A 17,151-nucleotide genomic window follows, 5' to 3' on the forward strand; every position below is an offset into this window, starting at 1 on the left:
TCTTTTTAGTCGGATTTTACGGGAGGGGTGACCGTTTTTGAGCGACGCATAACGGGGGATTTGGGCCGGGAATCTAATCCCTCCGCTATAGAATCCGTATCGAAATTAGAGAAATAAGAGTTCTCGCGGCGAAGTTTTTCGGATAAAGGAAAAAAAGATCGGCCTTTGAAAAATACTTTCTACGGTTCTTGAGTCGATTAGTATTTGAGAAGTTCCTCCTTAGGATCGTTTGGAAAATCGCCTTGGAATCCCCGGTTTCATATATAAATTCTCTGCGACAGTTCTTCGAACGATTAGGGGATGGCATTTTGGTTTTTGACCAGAGCGGCAAGATCCTGGATGCGAATCCGGCCGGGACTCGCTTTCTGGGATATTCTCTTAACGAGCTCTTGGAGGCGGATTTTTCTTCCGTCTCCGAGATGCATAATAGCCTCCAACAGAAATTGTTGATCCAGGAACAGACGGATTGGTTCGTCAGCTCCTTCCATTCTAAAGACGGAAACTCCATTTCCTGTCTTTGCAGGGGATATCGGGTCACTACGGAAGCCGAGCCTGGAATCAGTTATTGGGTCCAGATGAGGGAATTTGTCTCATCGGAGGAGGAGAATTTCTCTGCTTCGAATCCAGCCTGGAAGGTTCTCGAAAAATTCTTCGATATGAATCCCTTACCTATGGCGATCACCGAAATAGAGACCGGTAAGTATATCAAAGTCAATAAGCAATTCGCCATCCAAGTAAAGTATAAAGAATCCGAGATCTTAGGAAAAACCAGCGAGGAACTGGGCTTTTGGTCTTTGGTGGGTCCCCGTGCTAAGATCGTAGATGCCATAAAGAAACAAGGATTCGTTAGAAATCTAGAATTACGTTTTAAGAATAAACTAGGAGACGAATTCTGGGGACTTTTTTCGGCTCACCCCATCGAATTCGGCGGATCCCTAAAATTACTCACCATTACCGTTCCGATCACGGACAGAGTAGAAGAAGAAATCGAAAAGCAGAGAATCCTGGACGAGCTGAAGGAAAACCAGGAGATTTTGGACCAGATCGTCAGATTGAATCCGAGTGCGATTACTCTTTCTCGTCCGGACGGCACGTATTTGGATGCGAACGAAATATTCCAAAAATTCGTCGGCAAGACGAGAGACGAGATCTTAGGTAAATCTCCGATCGATTTGGGAGTATATTACGATGTTTCGGATCGGGAAATCGTTCGTGGACTTTTGCAGGAAAAAGGTTCCGTCGAAAATTTAGAAATTAAGATGAGAACCGCGGACGGTAAATTGCGCTCTATGCTATTCTCCGCTCGGGTACTGGAAGCCGGGGGAGAAAAAAAGATCCTCGCGATCGGACACGATATTACCCATATTAAGGAAGTTCAGGACGATCTAAAAAAACTCGCAACGGCTTTGGAAAGAAGCAACGAACTCTTCCAAAGACTTTTCCAATTGATTCCCTCGGCAGTCGTGCTTACGGATTGGGAAAGCAAGAAGATCATGGATGTGAACGAAAAATTCCTCGAATACGTGAAGTTAAACAGGGGAGAAGTGATCGGTAGATTGACTCCCGACATTCGTATTTGGGAATTCGAGCCCGGCAAAAGAGGAGAGATCTACGAATTACTGCGAACTAAGGATGAGGTGAATAATATACTAACCACCTTTAGAGCTTCGGACGGCTCCAAGATTCCGGTTTTGTATTCAGGCCGAATCGTAGAATTAGGCGGTAGGAAGCACGTGATCTCTCTTGCTACCGATATCTCGGATCGCATCAAGGCTGAGGAGGAAACGGCTAGGTTGAACGAAGAGGTCCGCTATAATAAGGAACTCTTCGAGAAGATTTTCCAAATGAACCCTGCCGCAGTTTCCTTGTCGGATTTGGAAACAGGCACTTATCGAGAAATCAACCAAGCATACTGCGATCTTATCGGGTATACCAGAGAACAGATCGTAGGGAAAACTTCGATAGAATTGGGGATCTGGAAAACGAAATTCGATCGGGCCAGAATCAAGAAGGAACTGGAAGAGCTCGGTTGGTCCAAAAATGTGGAAGCGACCATCAACCATTCCGACGGATCGGAAAGACATGTCATTTCCGGAAACAGGGTCTTCAAAATGGGAGACCGAATGATGCTGTTGGCATTATTAATCGATATCACGGATAAGAAGAATGTGGAGTCCCAGCGTGACGAGTATTTAGATCGATTGGAAGAGAGTAAAAATCTCTTTGAAAAGGTCTTCGATATGAATCCGGATACCGTTTCGATTTCGGATTTGGAAACTGGAAGATATATAAACGTAAACAGTATGTTCCAGGAACTTTTGCAATTTTCGAAAACGGAAGTGATAGGTAGAACTGCGACGGAACTTAAGATCTGGAAAGATGCGGAAACGAGAGGCAAGTTGATCGATCAATTGCAGACGACGGGAATTCTTCGCGATCTAGAGTTACAATTCAAAAGAAAAGACGGGACCATCGTCGATACACTATTCTCCGGAAGAATCGTGAATTTGTTAGGTCGTCCGGCCTTGGTGGCCATCACAAGAAACAATACCTCAGCAAAGGCCGCGGCTCGCGAAAAAGAAGAAGATTCCAGAAGATTATCCGGACAGGCGAATGCGCTCTTGGAAATAGCGACCGATCCGGATTTTGCCTCCGGAAATCTGAAGGCGGGATTGGAAAATATCGTTCGCATGTGCACCCGTACTTTGGATTGCGATCGAGCTTCCGTTTGGCTTTTCGAGGACGAGGCCAAACAGGAATGGAGTTTGGTGGCCGGCTGGGACAGAAGGTCCGACAAGAGCATGGAAAAGCTGACGATGAATCTAGCGGATCATCCGAATTATTTCAAATCCATACAGACGGAACGTTTCGTGGACGCTATGGATGTAGTGCATGACCCGAGGACCAGCGAATTCGCGGAGTCGTATAGTATTCCTCTCGGAATCCAATCGCTTCTCGACTCTCCTATCTTTTTAAGAGGAGGGATCCATGGAGTAATCTGTCTGGAGCATAGAGGTTATCTCAGGAGATGGAAGGGTTACGAACAACAGTTCGCCGTTACCGTAGCCGAGCAGGTCACTCAATTGATTCTGAATTCGGAGAGAAGGGAAGCCAAAGAAGAATTGGAAAATGCGGTAAGAGTCCGCACTTCGGAACTTGCGTCGGCCTTGGACAATCTTCGTAAAACCCAAGACCAACTTATTCTTTCTGAAAAAATGGCCGCCCTAGGCCAATTGGTAGCGGGGATAGCGCATGAGATCAATAATCCTTTAGGCGCTATCTCTGCATTGAGCGGAGAGTTAAGGGCGTATCTGGAAGCTTCTCCCGAAAGATTAGAAAGATTGGGGCCTTATTTTTCGAGTGCCGATCCGGTCTATATTCGAAGACTTTCCGAATTTATAGCGAAAGGAATTTCGAATAAGGAACTCTCCATTTCGAGAGAGGAAAGAAGATCAGTATTGAAACAGCTAAAAACGAAATTAAGCGCTTGGGGTTACGAGAACTCATTCGATTTAGCGGATCGTCTGACCGATGTGGGAATGCATTTTTATTTGGAAGAATTTTCGGACGTTTTCCTTGCCAATTCGAATGCGCCTCTATTGGATTTTGCGATAGAGGAAATCCAAACGTATAAGAATGCGCTCTCCATTCGCTTGGCTGTGGATCGTACTTCCAAAATCGTATACGCTCTTAAAAGTTTCGCTCATATCGATTCCGGAGGCGGTAAGATCGAAACCGATTTGGCGGAAAACATAGAGACAGTACTTACGATCTACCATAACCAGATCAAGAACGGCGTAGAGGTTCAATTGGATTTCCAATCCAGGCCGATCGTTCCCGCTTATCCGGACGATCTGATCCAGGTTTGGACCAATCTCATTTATAATTCGCTGCAAGCCATGCAGTTTAAAGGAAAAATCAAAATCACGATCAAGGATTCCAATTCCGATGTTTCCGTTTCCATAATGGACAATGGGCCCGGAATACCCGAGGAAATCCGTGCCAAAATATTCGATCCATTCTATACAACCAAGGCTCCTGGAGAAGGGAGCGGATTGGGCTTGGATATTTCCCGAAGGATCGTTTTAAAGCACGGAGGAAGGATAGAATTCGAATCCAAGCCCGGTAGAACCGTTTTTAAAGTCATTCTTCCTAAGAGTTAGGTCTTAAAGAATTCCATTTCCTTTTTGAGAGAGTCGGCCTGGGTTGCCAATTTCTCGGCTAAAACGTCTATATCGTTTACGATTCCGTTTAGAAATTCCGTAGATTCGGCGATGATTCCGATGGTTTTCGTAAATTCCGCGGAGGTTTGGGACTGCTCCTTAGTATGATTGCGGATTTCATCCGCGGATCGGATCAATTCTCCGAAAGCGTCCTTGACCTTGGCACTTGCCGTAAGTTGAGAATCGGACAAGACGGAGACATTATGGATTCTTTGAGAAGTATTCAAGGCGGTATCTCCTATTCTCTTGAAAACGTTTTCCGTATTTTGGATCACTTCTCGTCCTCTGCTCGTAGCTTGCACCGCTTCGGTCAAAGTGGAGCGGATCCTTTTTGCATTCTCCTGCGTCTGCTCCCCTAATTTGGAAATTTCCTGGGCTACGACCGCGAAGCCTTTGCCGGCTTCTCCCGCTCTTGCCGCTTCTATGGCCGCATTCAGAGAGAGTAGCCCGATCCTATCCGTGATCTCATAAATCACATTAACGCTGGATTCCATTTTTGCAGTGCTGGACTCTATTTCGGACATAGCGTTTCTAGTACTACGTAAAGCAGCTTCTCCGTCCGAAGTTTCGATTTTCATTCTATCGGAATCGCTTTTTGTTTCTATCAAGGAAGCGTGAACGTTTCGGATTCTTTCCTCCAGTTCCACTAAGGATTCCGTCGCCTTCTCCACCGTGACGGACTGCCCTTCGGCTCGTAAGGAAGTGGAATGGACGGAGGCCGCTATTTCCTCCACCCCGGCGCTCATTTGCTCCGCGGATGCGGCTTGTTCCTGCATTTTTACGGAAAGATCTTTCGTTCTTTGTTCTAGCGTTTTCGAACTTTGCGCAAGTTTTTCCGATTCGCGGTTCACGGTCTTAACCACGATCCTAAGACGTTTCACGAAATCGTTCAACATTCTCGTGCTTCTTCCTAATTCGTCCGTGGAGGCCATGGGAAGAAGAAACTGCAATTCTCCTTCGGACATTCCCTGGAACGCTTCGGTCATATTGTCCGTATTGCTTTTTACGCTTTTAGTGAGCAGAGAAGACGCGACCGAAACTGTGATCAGCATGAAAAGCAAGGTTAAGCAGAGAGTCAGGGTCAGATCACCTAGTTTGATCCATCCGGATGTCTCCGCGACTAGAAGGTATCCGAAGATGATCACCGGCAAAGATGCGATGGATACGATTGTGAAAATGATCCGGATGAACATGGAAATTTTGAAGATCGATCTCTCTTCCACCGCAAGGCCGTTCAATTTATCGGAACCTAAAACTTCGGAAAGAACGGATTCGGTCCAAAAGAAATGAGAGACTCCTAGGATAGGATAGATGATAAAAGGGAGAAATAGAAAAGGTATGGATTCGGAGGCAGTGGGAAGGAAGCTTATATGCATCATAGTCCATGCGGCTGGGATTCCGTAGCTCCATTGCACGATATAGAAAGCGCTATTCCATACCGGAAAATTGAGTAGCTTCTTCTTCACTCCCGACTTTCCTTTGGAGTTTAATTTTTCCCATTTCGCCGGATTTAGTTTTCCTAGGAGTCGTCCCAAATACAGGAATCGGATCGTAGGAAAAACGAAAGAGGAGAATAAGGCGGCAGTGGAAGCTAAAATCAAGGCTAGGGACTTCTGAAAATCGTAACCGCCTGCGACGATTATGAACAGAACCGCTAACGGGACCGCCACGACCGAAGTTAATAGCTCCAGGCCTAGAGTGAGCCTCCATCTGATTTTTCTAGATTCCCCGTTCGTCATTTCTAACTTTTCCTTTTTTTATTTGAAAGCTGCCGCAGGTTCCGACAAGTTATTGATCAATGAGACGCAAACGGTTTTTATCTTCCACACATTTGCTTTTTTCGTTCCATGCTTTGTTGTTTCTACACTTGGCTGTCTATGGAAAAAGTGGTAATTCCGACACAGCTTCGCCTTCACTCATCCTCTCCGGTCCGATGTTGGGGTATTCGACTCATAAGGAAGTGAAGATATGGGTACAAACCAGAACACCTTCCAGAGTGCAGGTCGAATACTTTTCGGAAGAAGATCCTAATAAGAAATATCAAAGTCAAGAAGTAGTTTCCAAACATAAAGAGGGTAACGTAGCCCATCTTATCGCCGACCAATTGGAACCGGGAAAGGTTTACGAATACAGGATCTATGTGAACGGAAAATTTCAGGAACCGAAATCGGCTCAAAAATTCAAGGTCCAGGCGATTTGGATCGGTAAGACTTCCGGGGCGCCCGATCTAAAATTTGCATTGGGGAGTTGCGCTTTCGTAAATGATCCGAAATACGATACCCAACCCAAACCTTACGGCGGAGACTATTCCATCTATACTTCGATCCATTCTCTCCGTCCGGACTTCATGCTTTGGTTAGGAGATAATATATATCTGAGAGAACCGGATTGGGAATCCAGGACCGGATTCTTATATAGATATACGAAACAAAGATCTTTAGAGGAATTGCAGCCTCTTTTGGCGGATGTACATCAGTATGCGATTTGGGACGATCACGATTGGGGACCTAACGACGGAGACGCCTCTTTTTGGATGAGAGATACCGCCGAAGAGATGTTCAAGCTTTTCTGGGCGAATCCGAATTATGCTAAAGACGGAATTTACGGCTCCTTTACTTGGGGTGATGCACAATTCTTTTTAATGGACGATCGTAGCTTTCGTACTGCGAACGATAATAAAACCGGAGAAAGGGAATTCTTCGGAAAGAAGCAACTGGATTGGTTGATCAACGGATTGGCGTTCTCGAAGGCGAAATTCAAATTCGTGGCGGTAGGAGGACAGGTCTTGAATCCTCTCTCGGTATTCGAGAATTACGCTACCTATCCCGAGGAAAGGGAGAAACTTCTATCTGCGATCCGTAAAATGAAGATCAAGAACGTTATCTTTCTTACGGGCGACAGGCATTTTACGGAGCTTTCCTTCTTGGAGGAAAACGGGGAGGAGCCTCTGTACGATTTCACTGTGTCTCCGCTCACTTCTTCTACGCACGCTCCGATAACGGAAAAAAATCCTCTTCGTGTGGAAGGTACATTAATAGACGACAAGCGAAACTTCGGTTTAATAGAGATTACCGGTCCCCCCAAACGTAGGCTTCTTAAAATGAGCGTATTTGATGCGGAAGGAAGGACTCTTTGGTCCAGGGAAATCTCGCCCAGATGAAGGCGAGAAGAAATATGATCTATCTCTTGGCGATTGTCCTTCTTTTTCTGATCGGTCTTATCGGATTACTGTATAAGAATCAGGACAAGCTGATCTTCTTTCCGGAAATTTTACCGGAAGATTATACATTCGCTTTTCCTTATCCATTCGAGGAGGTCTCTTTGGAAGTCGAGGGCGGAGATAAAGTTTACGGACTATTCTTCCCTGCGATCGGCCCTTCTAAGGGGACCGTCTTGTATTTTCACGGAAATGCGGGAAGCCTCAGAACCTGGGGAGGGGTCTCTCAGGATTTCGTTCTTAGAGGATGGGATCTCCTCATGACGGATTATAGAGGATACGGAAAAAGCGAGGCCCGTCTATCCGAGAAAGGGATGTACGAGGATGCGGAGTCCTGGTTCGACTTTTTAGAGAATAGAAAAGGCAAGAGATCGGAAGAGATCCTGGTTTATGGTCGATCCATAGGAACCGGAGTCGCTTTGGAGTTGGGACTCAGAAGAAAACCGCGGCATATCATATTAGAAACCCCTTATACTTCTATGGCGGATTTGGCTCGGGAGTTTTATCCTTTTGTACCCGGTTGGTTTTTATCCTACTCGCTTAGATCGGAAGATAAGATCGGAAAAGTTTCCTGCCCCGTTTCCATATTTCACGGAAACGAGGATGAGATCGTTCCTTTCCGTCAAGGAGCAAAGCTTTATGAAATCGGCAAATTGTCCGGAACTACCGATATAGAATTAATAGAAATAGAAGGAGGAAATCATAATAATCTCTCCTTCTTTCCCAAATACCAGAAGGAATTATCCGCGATACTGGATCGTATTCATTCCCGACGCAGAGTCTCAGGAAATCAGAAATAATCCGGAAACAAGACCTTAAGTTTAGCGACCGCATCCGGGTTTCTTCTTTCGGGAGCGGTGATAATGGAATACTTGGTGCTATTTTTCAAACTGAGATCGTCTCCGTTTCCTAAGTCCGGAATCAATGCGGAGAGAAGTTTTTTTGCGGTTTCCGCATTTTTCCCTAAATTGGCGATCACCATCTCGGCCGTAACCGCTTCCTCGTTTTCTCTCCAGCAATCGTAGTCAGTAGACATGCAGACCATTTGGTAAGCGATCTCGGCTTCTCTGGCTAGCTTCGCTTCGGGCACCACGCTCATGTTGATGATATCGGCTCCCCAAGAACGATACATATGTGACTCGGCTCGTGTGGAGAATAAAGGTCCTTCCATACAAACTAACGTTTTGTTCTCGTGAATTCCTATATTGATCTTAGCCGCCGCTTTTTTGATTCGATCGGTAAGACTTTGTGAGAACGGGTCGGCGAAGGGCGCATGCGCCACGACTCCCTTTCCGAAGAAAGTGGATTCTCTTCCCATCGTCCTATCTATGATCTGAGAAGGCAGGACGAAGTCGAGAGGCTTGATTTCCTCGCGAAGGCTTCCTACGGAACTGAAGGCTACGATCTCCTCTACTCCCAGAATTTTCAAAGCGCATATATTGGCTTTGACCGGAACTTCGTTAGGAAGAATGAAATGTCCGACTCCGTGTCTGGGCAGGAAAGCGATGAGCTTTCCTTGGATCTTACCGATCTTGATCGTGTCGGAAGGTTTTCCCCAAGGAGTCTCGGGAGAAACTTCCTCTACTAGCTCCATTCCGTCTAGGCTATAAAGACCGGTCCCACCGATAATCGCTGCTTTTACCTTGGTTCCCATTCTTTACTCCTCCAATCGATCGGGATTTTCTAATCCATAGAAGGAAATGCCCGTTTGCTTGTAAAGAATAAGGAAACTTATTCGGAATTGCGACTGAGAACCCTAAGTTCGGAAGCCTTATCTTTGATGCTTTGAATTTCGGTACTCAGGTTTCCGGAGTCCTGATTGATTTCGTTGATGTCTCTCTCTAATTGGGACATGGTCTTGATCATCTCCTGCTGACCTACGAGTTGTTCCTTTGCCGATTCTTGTATTTCATGTGAGACGGAACGGATGCTGTTCAATTCTTCCAGGAATCTACGGATGATGTTTCTTTGCTCCAGATAGAGATCGTTCATTTTCAAAATTCTGTCCGAAGTCTCCAGAATTTTAAACTTTTGCTTTTCCGTGAGATCTCCCGTTTCTGCGGATGCGGTCTTGGCTTCGTTGATGAAGGTTTGGGATTGGTGGACAATACTCGAAATGGATTTCGCGTTTTCCGACGTGAAGTCGGCAAGTTTGCTCACTTCGTTTGCGACTACCGCAAATCCTCTCCCTGCCGTTCCGGCTCTTGCCGCTTCTATGGATGCGTTGAGCGCTAAAAGATTGGTCTTATCCGCGATCTCTCCCATGATCTGATTGATCTCGTCCACTCGATTGAAGGAACTCGCGATATCCGCGAGATAAGATTTGGTTTTCTCCGCGGCGATGGTAACATTCTCCATATCCGCCTTATTGTCTTCCGCGAAGCTGGAAAGCGCTCCGCTGTATTCGGTGATAGCGGAAATTATGCCCTCGAGTTTTTGAGAACTGCCCACCAATTCCCCCAGACTTTTGTTCTGTGTTTCTATGGAATGGGAGGTGTTATTGGATGCCGCAGAAAGCTCTTCCAATACCGCATTGACTTGTTCCAGAGACGCCGCCTGAGATTCCATCTTCTCGCCCGTTCGATTGATGAACTGCGCGAATTTCAGGAGAGAATTTTCCAGACTCTCCGCGGATCCGTTGATAATGATTTGGTTTCCCTTCAGTTTCTCTAAGAATGAGGTGGAATCCAGATAGAGCCGATTCCCTTCTTCCGTAAGTTTTAAGAATAGCCGCATTAGTTGCGCTAGGATCACACCTGCGGTAAATATGAAAGCCAACTTGATGATTTCCGTGGAGGCGCTTAGATTCGTGTTGATTTTTACGAGCTCCGGATCGTCTACGAAACCCACTCCGTGGCTGATAGCCGTGACCAATGCGAGTGCGGCTCCGATCGTTGAATAGGTTCCTACGATTAGTACGAAATTCTTCTCTCCTAATAGGCAGGAATAGATCATTATATAAAAATAAATGAAGAATAAGACGACGTTCTTCAAGGAGCTTGCTGCTACCTCAGGACTTACGAAGCCATCCAAAATCAAGGTCGCACTCATGACGGTAACATCGCATAAAACCAAGAGTTTATGAAATCCCACAGGCATCTTACCTTTGCGATTCAGTATAAAATCTATGATGCAATAGATACCCATCACGAGAGTGCCGATTGCATGAACGGCGAATTGTAATGGTTGAAAACTCTTATAAGCTCCTGCAAGGGAGACGACGAATAATAAAACCAATCCGAATCGAATCCGATTTATTACGATGGCACCGTTTTTCCAAATTTGAAGGATCGTAGAGTCCAAAGAAACGGATTTGTTAATGGAGAGCTCCATTCATTTACTCCTGCACTAAAGGATATCGGGAAAGGGACTTAATTTTATATGGAATGTCCCTTGGGAAGTTTCCCGTAAGTATCATTCCAAATAGACGCAAAATTTCCAGTATATAAACGGAATACGTTAGAGGTTATTTATCTCCCACCTGGTCGCTAAGAATTCTAAGTTCGGAAGCCTGGTCTTTGATGGGATCGATTTCGGAATTGAGGCTGGAGGATTCGTCGGTAATTTCGTTTATGTCTTTTTCCAATTCTCCTATGGTTTTGATAACCTCTCCCTGCCCGAGAGTCTGCTCTTTGGTGGATTCCAGAATGTCTTTGGAGGCGGCCTTTATTTGATCCAGTTCGCTTAAGAATCCTCCTAAAATACTCTTTTGCTCCTTATGGATTTCGCGTTTTCCGTTAGTATCAGTCCGTTTTTTTAGCCTACGTATAAGGATACGGAAACTTCGATCACCGTAAGCAATCCTATTAACAGAACGAAATTTTTTCTCCCAAAAGAGAGGAATAGATCATTATAAAAAAATAAATGAAGAAAAGAATCGTGTTCACAAGAGTATCCCTTGCGAAGACCGCATTGATCGTACAATCCGCGGCCATGATTGCGGAAAGAACGATAGTATCCAAATGATTAAGGTTTTTTGGATTACTTCGCTGCCGAAGATCTGACCCGATCTAGGATACCTTCCAATACCAGGACACCTTCTTCGAATAAAGCCGGGCCTGGTTGGAGAATTATCGCAGGGTCCATTTCGAAAATATGATCTTGTGTCAAGGCTCTGGATTGTTTCCACTCTTCTCTGGAACGGACCCATTCGAAATCCATGGGCTTGCCGCACCAAGATCCGATTATGGCGTCGGGTTTAGATTCTCCGACTTCATGGAGGCTTACGATTCTATCTTTGGCCAGGGACTTGTCCTTTAAATGAGAGAACGTATCCACGGCGCCAACGATTTCCAATAACTCGGATACCCAGCGGATTCCGGTTATGATCGGTTGGTCCCATTCTTGAAAAAATACGCGAACCCTACGTTTGGTTTTGGATCTTTCTCGGATTTCCTCCAAACGATTCTTGTATTTCTCTACGAGAAGAAGGACTTCTTCCGATTTTCCCACCAATCCTCCCAGCATCAGAATGGTTTGGAAGATTTCGGTTAAACTTCTTTGGTTGGTAATGAGAACGTTTAAGCCTTCCTTCACAAGATCGTGGGCGAGTTGGGCTTGGATATCGGAGAAACCGACCACAAGATCCGGATTCAAATCTTTGATTCGTTTGATGTTTCCGTTGATAAATGCGGAGACCTTCGGTTTTTCTTCTTTGGCTTGCGGAGGGCGGACCGTATAAGCGGAAATGCCCACGATCCGGTCCTCCTCTCCCAACAAATAGAGAAGCTCTGTAGTTTCTTCGGTCAAACAAACGATTCTTTGTGGTCCGATGCGGTTCAACTATGGTATTTCTTTTTGTCCTCGATCAGTTTTTCTACGACGCTAGGATCGGCCAGGGTCGAGATATCGCCCAGTCCTTCGAATTCTCCCCCGGCGATTTTGCGGAGAATTCTGCGCATGATCTTTCCGGACCTGGTCTTAGGAAGTCCGGGGGCCCAGTGGATGACATCGGGTCTTGCGATCTTACCGATCACCTTTTCTACCGTTGCGATCAATTCCTTTTTTAAAGAATCGTTCGTAGTGACTCCTTGTTTCACTGTCACATACGCGTAGATTCCTTGTCCTTTGATATCGTGAGGGAAACCTACGACCGCCGCTTCTGCCACCGAGATGTTTTCCACCAGAGCGCTCTCCACTTCCGCGGAACCGATTCTATGTCCGGATACATTGATTACGTCGTCTACTCGACCCGTAATCCAATAATAACCGTCCTTGTCCCTTCTCGCTCCGTCTCCAGTGAAATAATATCCTTTATAAATGGAGAAGTAAGTATCGTAAAATCTTTTCGCATCTCCGAATACACCTCTCATCATGGAAGGCCAAGGAAATTTGATGGAAAGATTTCCGGAGATTTCTCCCTTAGCCTCGATTTCCTTACCGTTTTCGTCCAATAAGACCGGCTGTACTCCGAAGAACGGTAGAGTCGCCGAACCGGGTTTCTGAGCGATCGCACCGGGAATCGGAGAGATCATGATACCGCCTGTTTCCGTTTGCCACCAAGTATCCACGATAGGACATTTGGATTTTCCTATATTCTTAAAATACCATTCCCAAGCTTCCGGGTTGATCGGTTCTCCCACGGAACCCAATAGGCGAAGAGTCTTGAGGCTTCTTTTCTGGATCAGTTCCACACCTTCCCTCATCAGGGAACGAATTGCGGTCGGTGCGGTGTAGAATACGGTTACTCCGTGTTTGTCGATCACATCCCAAAATCTTCCGGCATCAGGATAAGTAGGAACTCCTTCGAACATGAGTGAAGTCGCTCCGTTGGAAAGAGGACCATATACTAGATAACTGTGTCCTGTCACCCAGCCTATATCGGCGGTACACCAATAAGTGTCCGTAGGCTTAATGTCGAAAACGTAATGGAAGGTCATATTTACGCCGAGAAGATAGCCGCCGGTAGTATGCAATACTCCTTTCGGTTTTCCCGTAGAACCGGAAGTGTAAAGAATGAAAAGAGGATCCTCCGCATCCATATGCTCCGGTTTGCAATAGGAGGGGAGTTCCGGATCATTCACTAGAAAATGCCACCAATGATCTCGGCCTTCTTTCCAGTTGATATTCACATCCTGTTCGGTTCGTTTCACTACGATCAGGTCTTTGACTTTTTGTGAGGAAAGATCCAGAGCGGTGTCGACCGCCCGTTTCAGATCTAGACTCTTGCCTCCTCTATATCCTCCGTCCGAGGTTATGATGAGTTTGGGTTTGCAATCCTCTATTCTACTCTGCAAAGCTTCAGGAGAAAATCCGCCGAACACCACCGTATGGATCGCCCCGATTCTGGTGCAGGCAAGGATGGTGATCGCTAGTTCCGGAATCATCGGAAGATAAACGAGAACCACGTCTCCTTTCTTTACGCCTAATTTTTTGAGAACGTTCGCGACCTTATTCACTTCCCTGTAAAGATCGTGATAGGTGTATACCTTGGATTCGTTGGGATTGTCTCCTTCCCAGATGATTGCGGCCTTGTTCTTTAAGGGGGAATCCAGGTGCCGATCCAGGCAATTGTAGGAGACGTTTAACTTTCCACCCTTGAACCATTGTACTTTCGCGTTTTTGAAATCATGGGAAAGAACGTTGTCCCATTTCTTGAACCAGGAAAGTCTTTCCGTGGCTTGCTTAGCCCAGAACTTCTTGGGGTTTTCGATAGATTCCTTGTATAAGGTCTTATATTCTTTAAGCGTAATATTTGCCGTTTTTTTGAAATGAGGAAAAGGTTGAACGATTCGTTCCTTCGCCATTGGGTCCACCTCTGCAATCGAATAGAATGCGAACCAAAATATAAACTGTCCAGTATTTCTCGAATCGAATTCCGTTGCTTCTGAAAAAGGAATCCTTGAAAGTGTTCCAAATTTGAACGTTTGTTTTGGATTCGATCTTAGAGGAAAGAAGATCTGCCTCTAAAGAATCAAACGAAATCGATTCTCAGACCTAAAAAAGAAGTGCCTCTCGACCGTATTATAATATGTTCGCCATCAATGTCGGATTCGTCGATCCCGGAAAGCCGGGACAGTTTTAAGAGAAAGTTCCTCGTATGGTTCGTGCCAACAGTCGTAGTATTTTTACAAAGATTGATCGGTTTGAGTTCCCGAAAAGTGGAGTTGGGGCGGGAGCATTTCGACGCCTTGTTCGGCAATAAGAAGCCGTTCATTCTTTCCATCTGGCATACTAACGTATTGTATTCACCTTATCTGAATCGAAACCGTAAGGTCGCGGTTTTGATTTCCGAATCCAAGGACGGGGATTTTATTACCGGAGTGGTTCATCGTTTCGGAAACGGAAGTATTCGGGGGAGTTCCTCTAAAGGAGGTTCCCGAGCCTTAAAGGCGATGATCGTACACTTAAGAAAGAATTTGCCGGCGGCTTTCACACCCGACGGACCGCGGGGACCGGCTTGGATCGTACAACCGGGATTGATCGCGGCGGCTCAGGTTTCTCAGGTTCCTATTCTGCCTTTCCATTATGAATGCACCCGGCAATGGATCGCGGAGAAATCTTGGGACAAGCATAGGATTCCGAAACCTTTTACTACTTTTGTGATATCTTACGGAGAACCCATCCTCATTCCAAGAGACTTGGACGAGGAAGGATTCGAAAAACAGCGCCTTAGGGTAGAGCATGCAATGCTGGAAAACAAAGCCAGAGCCGAAAAGAAAGCCGAAGAATTAAGATCCAAATAAGGATCAGGTGGATCCGGTTCGGATCAGATCCAGGAATTCGCTTCTAGTCACCATATTGGTTTTGAATTCTCCCAACATGCAGGAGGTGAATAGTTCCGAGTTCTGTTTTTCCACACCTCTCATCATCATGCAGAGATGCTTGGCCTTGATGACCACAGCGACTCCGAGCGGATCCAATACTTCCATAAGCGCGTTCGCGATCTGCTCGGTCATTCTTTCCTGAACCTGTAATCTTCTGGCAAAGACGTCTACAATCCTGGGAATCTTGGAAATGCCGATGATTTTCTTGTTCGGAATATAACCGACGTGAGCCTTTCCGAAAAAAGGAAGAAGGTGATGTTCACAAAGAGAATACATTTCTATGTCCCGAACGAGTACCATACCTTCACTATCTTCCTCGAAGATAGCTCCGTTGACTATGGTATCGATATTGGCTCTGTATCCTGAGGTGAGGAATTCGTAGGCTTTTTTAACCCGTTTAGGAGTGTTTAAGAGTCCTTCCCTTTTAGGATCTTCTCCTATCTCCTTCAGTATGTTCGTTACTTCCTGTTCCAATGTTTCCCTTCTTCCTTTCGAGAATCGCGATTCTGTATTTAGACGATTCTCTGGCCTAATCTTAGATTTTTGATCTACTTTTCAAGGGGAAAAGCGATCGGAACCGCTTGCCTTCCCGACTTCCGTCCGGAGGATGGACTCGGAATCTCATGATAAGAAGAATGTACAAAATCGGCTTCGATGCGAGAATGATCGCGCATTCGGGGATAGGATCCAGGATCAAAGGAATCCTCGGCGAGCTTGCCGGACCCGCCTCAAAAAAAGGAATACGAATCACTCTTCTTGGAAACGAAAAGGTTCTGAAAGAGAATCTTTCTTCGAAAATTTTAAAAGAATACGAATACCTTCCTTACGACGCCGGAATCTATTCGATCCGGGAGCTTATCGGAATTCCCGAAATGAAGAGCTTCGATTTGTTGGATATCCCTCATTTTAACGTGCCTCTAAGATATCTGGATCGATCCATAGTAACGATTCACGATATCATTCCCTTCCGGATGAGGCAGTTCCATTCTTCTTTTCTGAAACAAACGTATCTAGGTTTCATTCTCGCAAGGATCCGAAAGAAGGCGAGAAGTGTGATCACAGTATCCGATTTTACCGCAAAGGATTTGAATGAGGTATTTTCCTTTCCGTTCGAAAAGATGCATACGATTTATAATGGAATAGACTCTCATGTCTTTCGTCCTAGAACTTCTTCCGAAGTAAAGAAGTTGGAAAGAAAATACTCCATTCCATCCGGATATATGCTCAGCGTGGGTATCGGTAAGGAGCATAAAAATCTAGGCTTTGTTTTGGAGTCTTTCGCTAAGCTTTGGTCCGAAGGGAAACTGAGTAAAACTTGGGTGATCGCTGGCGCCTCCGGAAAGCTGCCGGATTACCTGAAAGAGAAAGTTAGAGGATGGGAAGATAAAATCAAAGTGCTTCCGCATCTCACAATCGACGAGCTTGCCGTTCTCTATTCCGGCGCGGGGATGCTAGTGTATCCTTCTCTCTATGAAGGTTTCGGATTTCCTCCTGTCGAAGCCGAGGCCTGTGCTTGTCCGGTTCTCTCTTCCGATACCAGTGTGCTTCCGGAAATTTTAGGGGATAGCGCCTTCTATTTCAATCCTTACGATCACGCGTCCTTCGAGAAGGAACTGATGGGTTTACATTCTTCTCCGAAGCGTATGAGTTCTAAGAAAAATCTCGGATTGAAAAACGCAAAACGATTCAATTGGAAAAAATCCGCGGATCGAATCGTAGAGGAATATTTGCGCGCCTTAGTTTAACACGCTTTTAGGTAGGAGTTAACCCGTTTTTCAGGGAAATCTTACGTGCCTCTATTCGGATGCGGATTTCCTTTCTTTGTTCTTCGGTATACATAGTCCATCTTCCGATTTCGTCCAGAGTACGAAAACATCCTTCGCATAGACCCGTTTCCGGGTCCATTTGACAGATCTTGATGCAAGGAGAGCGAACAATCATCCCA

At 45.6% G+C, this 17,151-nt stretch carries 12 protein-coding genes; 5 read left to right on the forward strand and 7 right to left on the reverse strand.

Features of this window, described 5'->3' with window-relative positions; all coding sequences use genetic code 11:
• Nucleotides 1-242: 242 nt before the first annotated feature.
• The gene (locus LEP1GSC061_RS15680) at nt 243-4,163 is read left to right on the forward strand and encodes a PAS domain S-box protein (protein ID WP_040508980.1); all 3,921 of its coding nucleotides are present in this window, start codon (nt 243-245) and stop codon (nt 4,161-4,163) included.
• Here the strand turns inward: LEP1GSC061_RS15680 and LEP1GSC061_RS15685 are convergent.
• Entirely contained in the window at nt 4,160-5,962 is a 1,803-nt protein-coding gene (locus LEP1GSC061_RS15685; protein WP_016546820.1) for a methyl-accepting chemotaxis protein, read from the reverse strand. The genes LEP1GSC061_RS15680 and LEP1GSC061_RS15685 overlap by 4 nt on opposite strands.
• A 59-nt stretch (nt 5,963-6,021) precedes the next feature.
• Here LEP1GSC061_RS15685 and LEP1GSC061_RS15690 point away from each other — a divergent pair, with 59 nt between their 5' ends.
• Both LEP1GSC061_RS15690 and LEP1GSC061_RS15695 read left to right on the forward strand, forming a co-directional pair.
• Nucleotides 6,022-7,383 carry an alkaline phosphatase D family protein gene (locus tag LEP1GSC061_RS15690; protein ID WP_040508982.1) on the forward strand — a complete coding sequence of 454 codons (1,362 nt, stop codon included), beginning with the start codon at nt 6,022-6,024 and terminating at the stop codon, nt 7,381-7,383.
• Complete coding sequence (locus tag LEP1GSC061_RS15695) at nt 7,380-8,240, forward strand: alpha/beta hydrolase (protein WP_016546617.1); 861 nt, start codon at nt 7,380-7,382, stop codon at nt 8,238-8,240. The genes LEP1GSC061_RS15690 and LEP1GSC061_RS15695 overlap by 4 nt, the downstream gene beginning before the upstream one ends.
• On the opposite strand, the gene mtnP is transcribed toward LEP1GSC061_RS15695, so the two are convergent.
• The 4 genes from mtnP to acs all read right to left on the reverse strand — a co-directional run bounded on the left by mtnP (nt 8,231) and on the right by acs (nt 14,186).
• A complete protein-coding gene (gene mtnP / locus LEP1GSC061_RS15700; RefSeq protein WP_016546573.1) occupies nt 8,231-9,094 on the reverse strand; it encodes an S-methyl-5'-thioadenosine phosphorylase in 864 nt (287 codons plus the stop codon). The genes LEP1GSC061_RS15695 and mtnP overlap by 10 nt on opposite strands.
• A gap of 77 nt (nt 9,095-9,171) precedes the next feature.
• A complete protein-coding gene (locus tag LEP1GSC061_RS15705; RefSeq protein ID WP_016546284.1) occupies nt 9,172-10,773 on the reverse strand; it encodes a methyl-accepting chemotaxis protein in 1,602 nt (533 codons plus the stop codon).
• Nucleotides 10,774-11,421: 648 nt separating this feature from the next.
• Complete coding sequence (locus LEP1GSC061_RS15710; protein WP_016545984.1) at nt 11,422-12,222, reverse strand: cobalamin-binding protein; 801 nt, start codon at nt 12,220-12,222, stop codon at nt 11,422-11,424.
• Entirely contained in the window at nt 12,219-14,186 is a 1,968-nt protein-coding gene (acs, locus tag LEP1GSC061_RS15715; RefSeq protein WP_016546336.1) for an acetate--CoA ligase, read from the reverse strand. The genes LEP1GSC061_RS15710 and acs overlap by 4 nt, the downstream gene beginning before the upstream one ends.
• A gap of 237 nt (nt 14,187-14,423) precedes the next feature.
• Between acs and LEP1GSC061_RS15720 the strand changes: the two genes are divergently transcribed.
• Nucleotides 14,424-15,125 carry a lysophospholipid acyltransferase family protein gene (locus LEP1GSC061_RS15720; protein WP_016546659.1) on the forward strand — a complete coding sequence of 234 codons (702 nt, stop codon included), beginning with the start codon at nt 14,424-14,426 and terminating at the stop codon, nt 15,123-15,125.
• A gap of 3 nt (nt 15,126-15,128) precedes the next feature.
• On the opposite strand, the gene folE is transcribed toward LEP1GSC061_RS15720, so the two are convergent.
• The gene (folE, locus tag LEP1GSC061_RS15725; protein ID WP_016546129.1) at nt 15,129-15,680 is read right to left on the reverse strand and encodes a GTP cyclohydrolase I FolE; all 552 of its coding nucleotides are present in this window, start codon (nt 15,678-15,680) and stop codon (nt 15,129-15,131) included.
• A gap of 149 nt (nt 15,681-15,829) precedes the next feature.
• On the opposite strand from folE, the gene LEP1GSC061_RS15730 reads away from it, so the two are divergent.
• Nucleotides 15,830-16,951, forward strand: coding sequence for a glycosyltransferase family 4 protein (locus tag LEP1GSC061_RS15730; RefSeq protein ID WP_040509279.1), 1,122 nt, complete (start codon nt 15,830-15,832; stop codon nt 16,949-16,951).
• Nucleotides 16,952-16,958: 7 nt separating this feature from the next.
• Here the strand turns inward: LEP1GSC061_RS15730 and LEP1GSC061_RS15735 are convergent, their stop codons facing one another.
• Nucleotides 16,959-17,147, reverse strand: coding sequence for a DUF1289 domain-containing protein (locus LEP1GSC061_RS15735; protein ID WP_040508985.1), 189 nt, complete (start codon nt 17,145-17,147; stop codon nt 16,959-16,961).
• Nucleotides 17,148-17,151: the final 4 nt, after the last annotated feature.

This window comes from Leptospira wolffii serovar Khorat str. Khorat-H2, from assembly GCF_000306115.2.
Lineage (GTDB): Bacteria > Spirochaetota > Leptospiria > Leptospirales > Leptospiraceae > Leptospira_B > Leptospira_B wolffii.

Bases quoted from the DNA above. Each gene is read 5' to 3' on its own strand.
- LEP1GSC061_RS15685 (WP_016546820.1), bottom strand. From the start codon at position 5,962: ATGACGAACGGGGAATCTAGAAAAATCAGATGGAGGCTCACTCTAGGC.
- LEP1GSC061_RS15690 (WP_040508982.1), top strand. From the start codon at position 6,022: ATGAGACGCAAACGGTTTTTATCTTCCACACATTTGCTTTTTTCGTTC.
- LEP1GSC061_RS15695 (WP_016546617.1), top strand. From the start codon at position 7,380: ATGAAGGCGAGAAGAAATATGATCTATCTCTTGGCGATTGTCCTTCTT.
- mtnP (WP_016546573.1), bottom strand. From the start codon at position 9,094: ATGGGAACCAAGGTAAAAGCAGCGATTATCGGTGGGACCGGTCTTTAT.
- LEP1GSC061_RS15705 (WP_016546284.1), bottom strand. From the start codon at position 10,773: ATGGAGCTCTCCATTAACAAATCCGTTTCTTTGGACTCTACGATCCTT.
- acs (WP_016546336.1), bottom strand. From the start codon at position 14,186: ATGGCGAAGGAACGAATCGTTCAACCTTTTCCTCATTTCAAAAAAACG.
- LEP1GSC061_RS15720 (WP_016546659.1), top strand. From the start codon at position 14,424: ATGTCGGATTCGTCGATCCCGGAAAGCCGGGACAGTTTTAAGAGAAAG.
- LEP1GSC061_RS15730 (WP_040509279.1), top strand. From the start codon at position 15,830: ATGATAAGAAGAATGTACAAAATCGGCTTCGATGCGAGAATGATCGCG.
- LEP1GSC061_RS15735 (WP_040508985.1), bottom strand. From the start codon at position 17,147: ATGATTGTTCGCTCTCCTTGCATCAAGATCTGTCAAATGGACCCGGAA.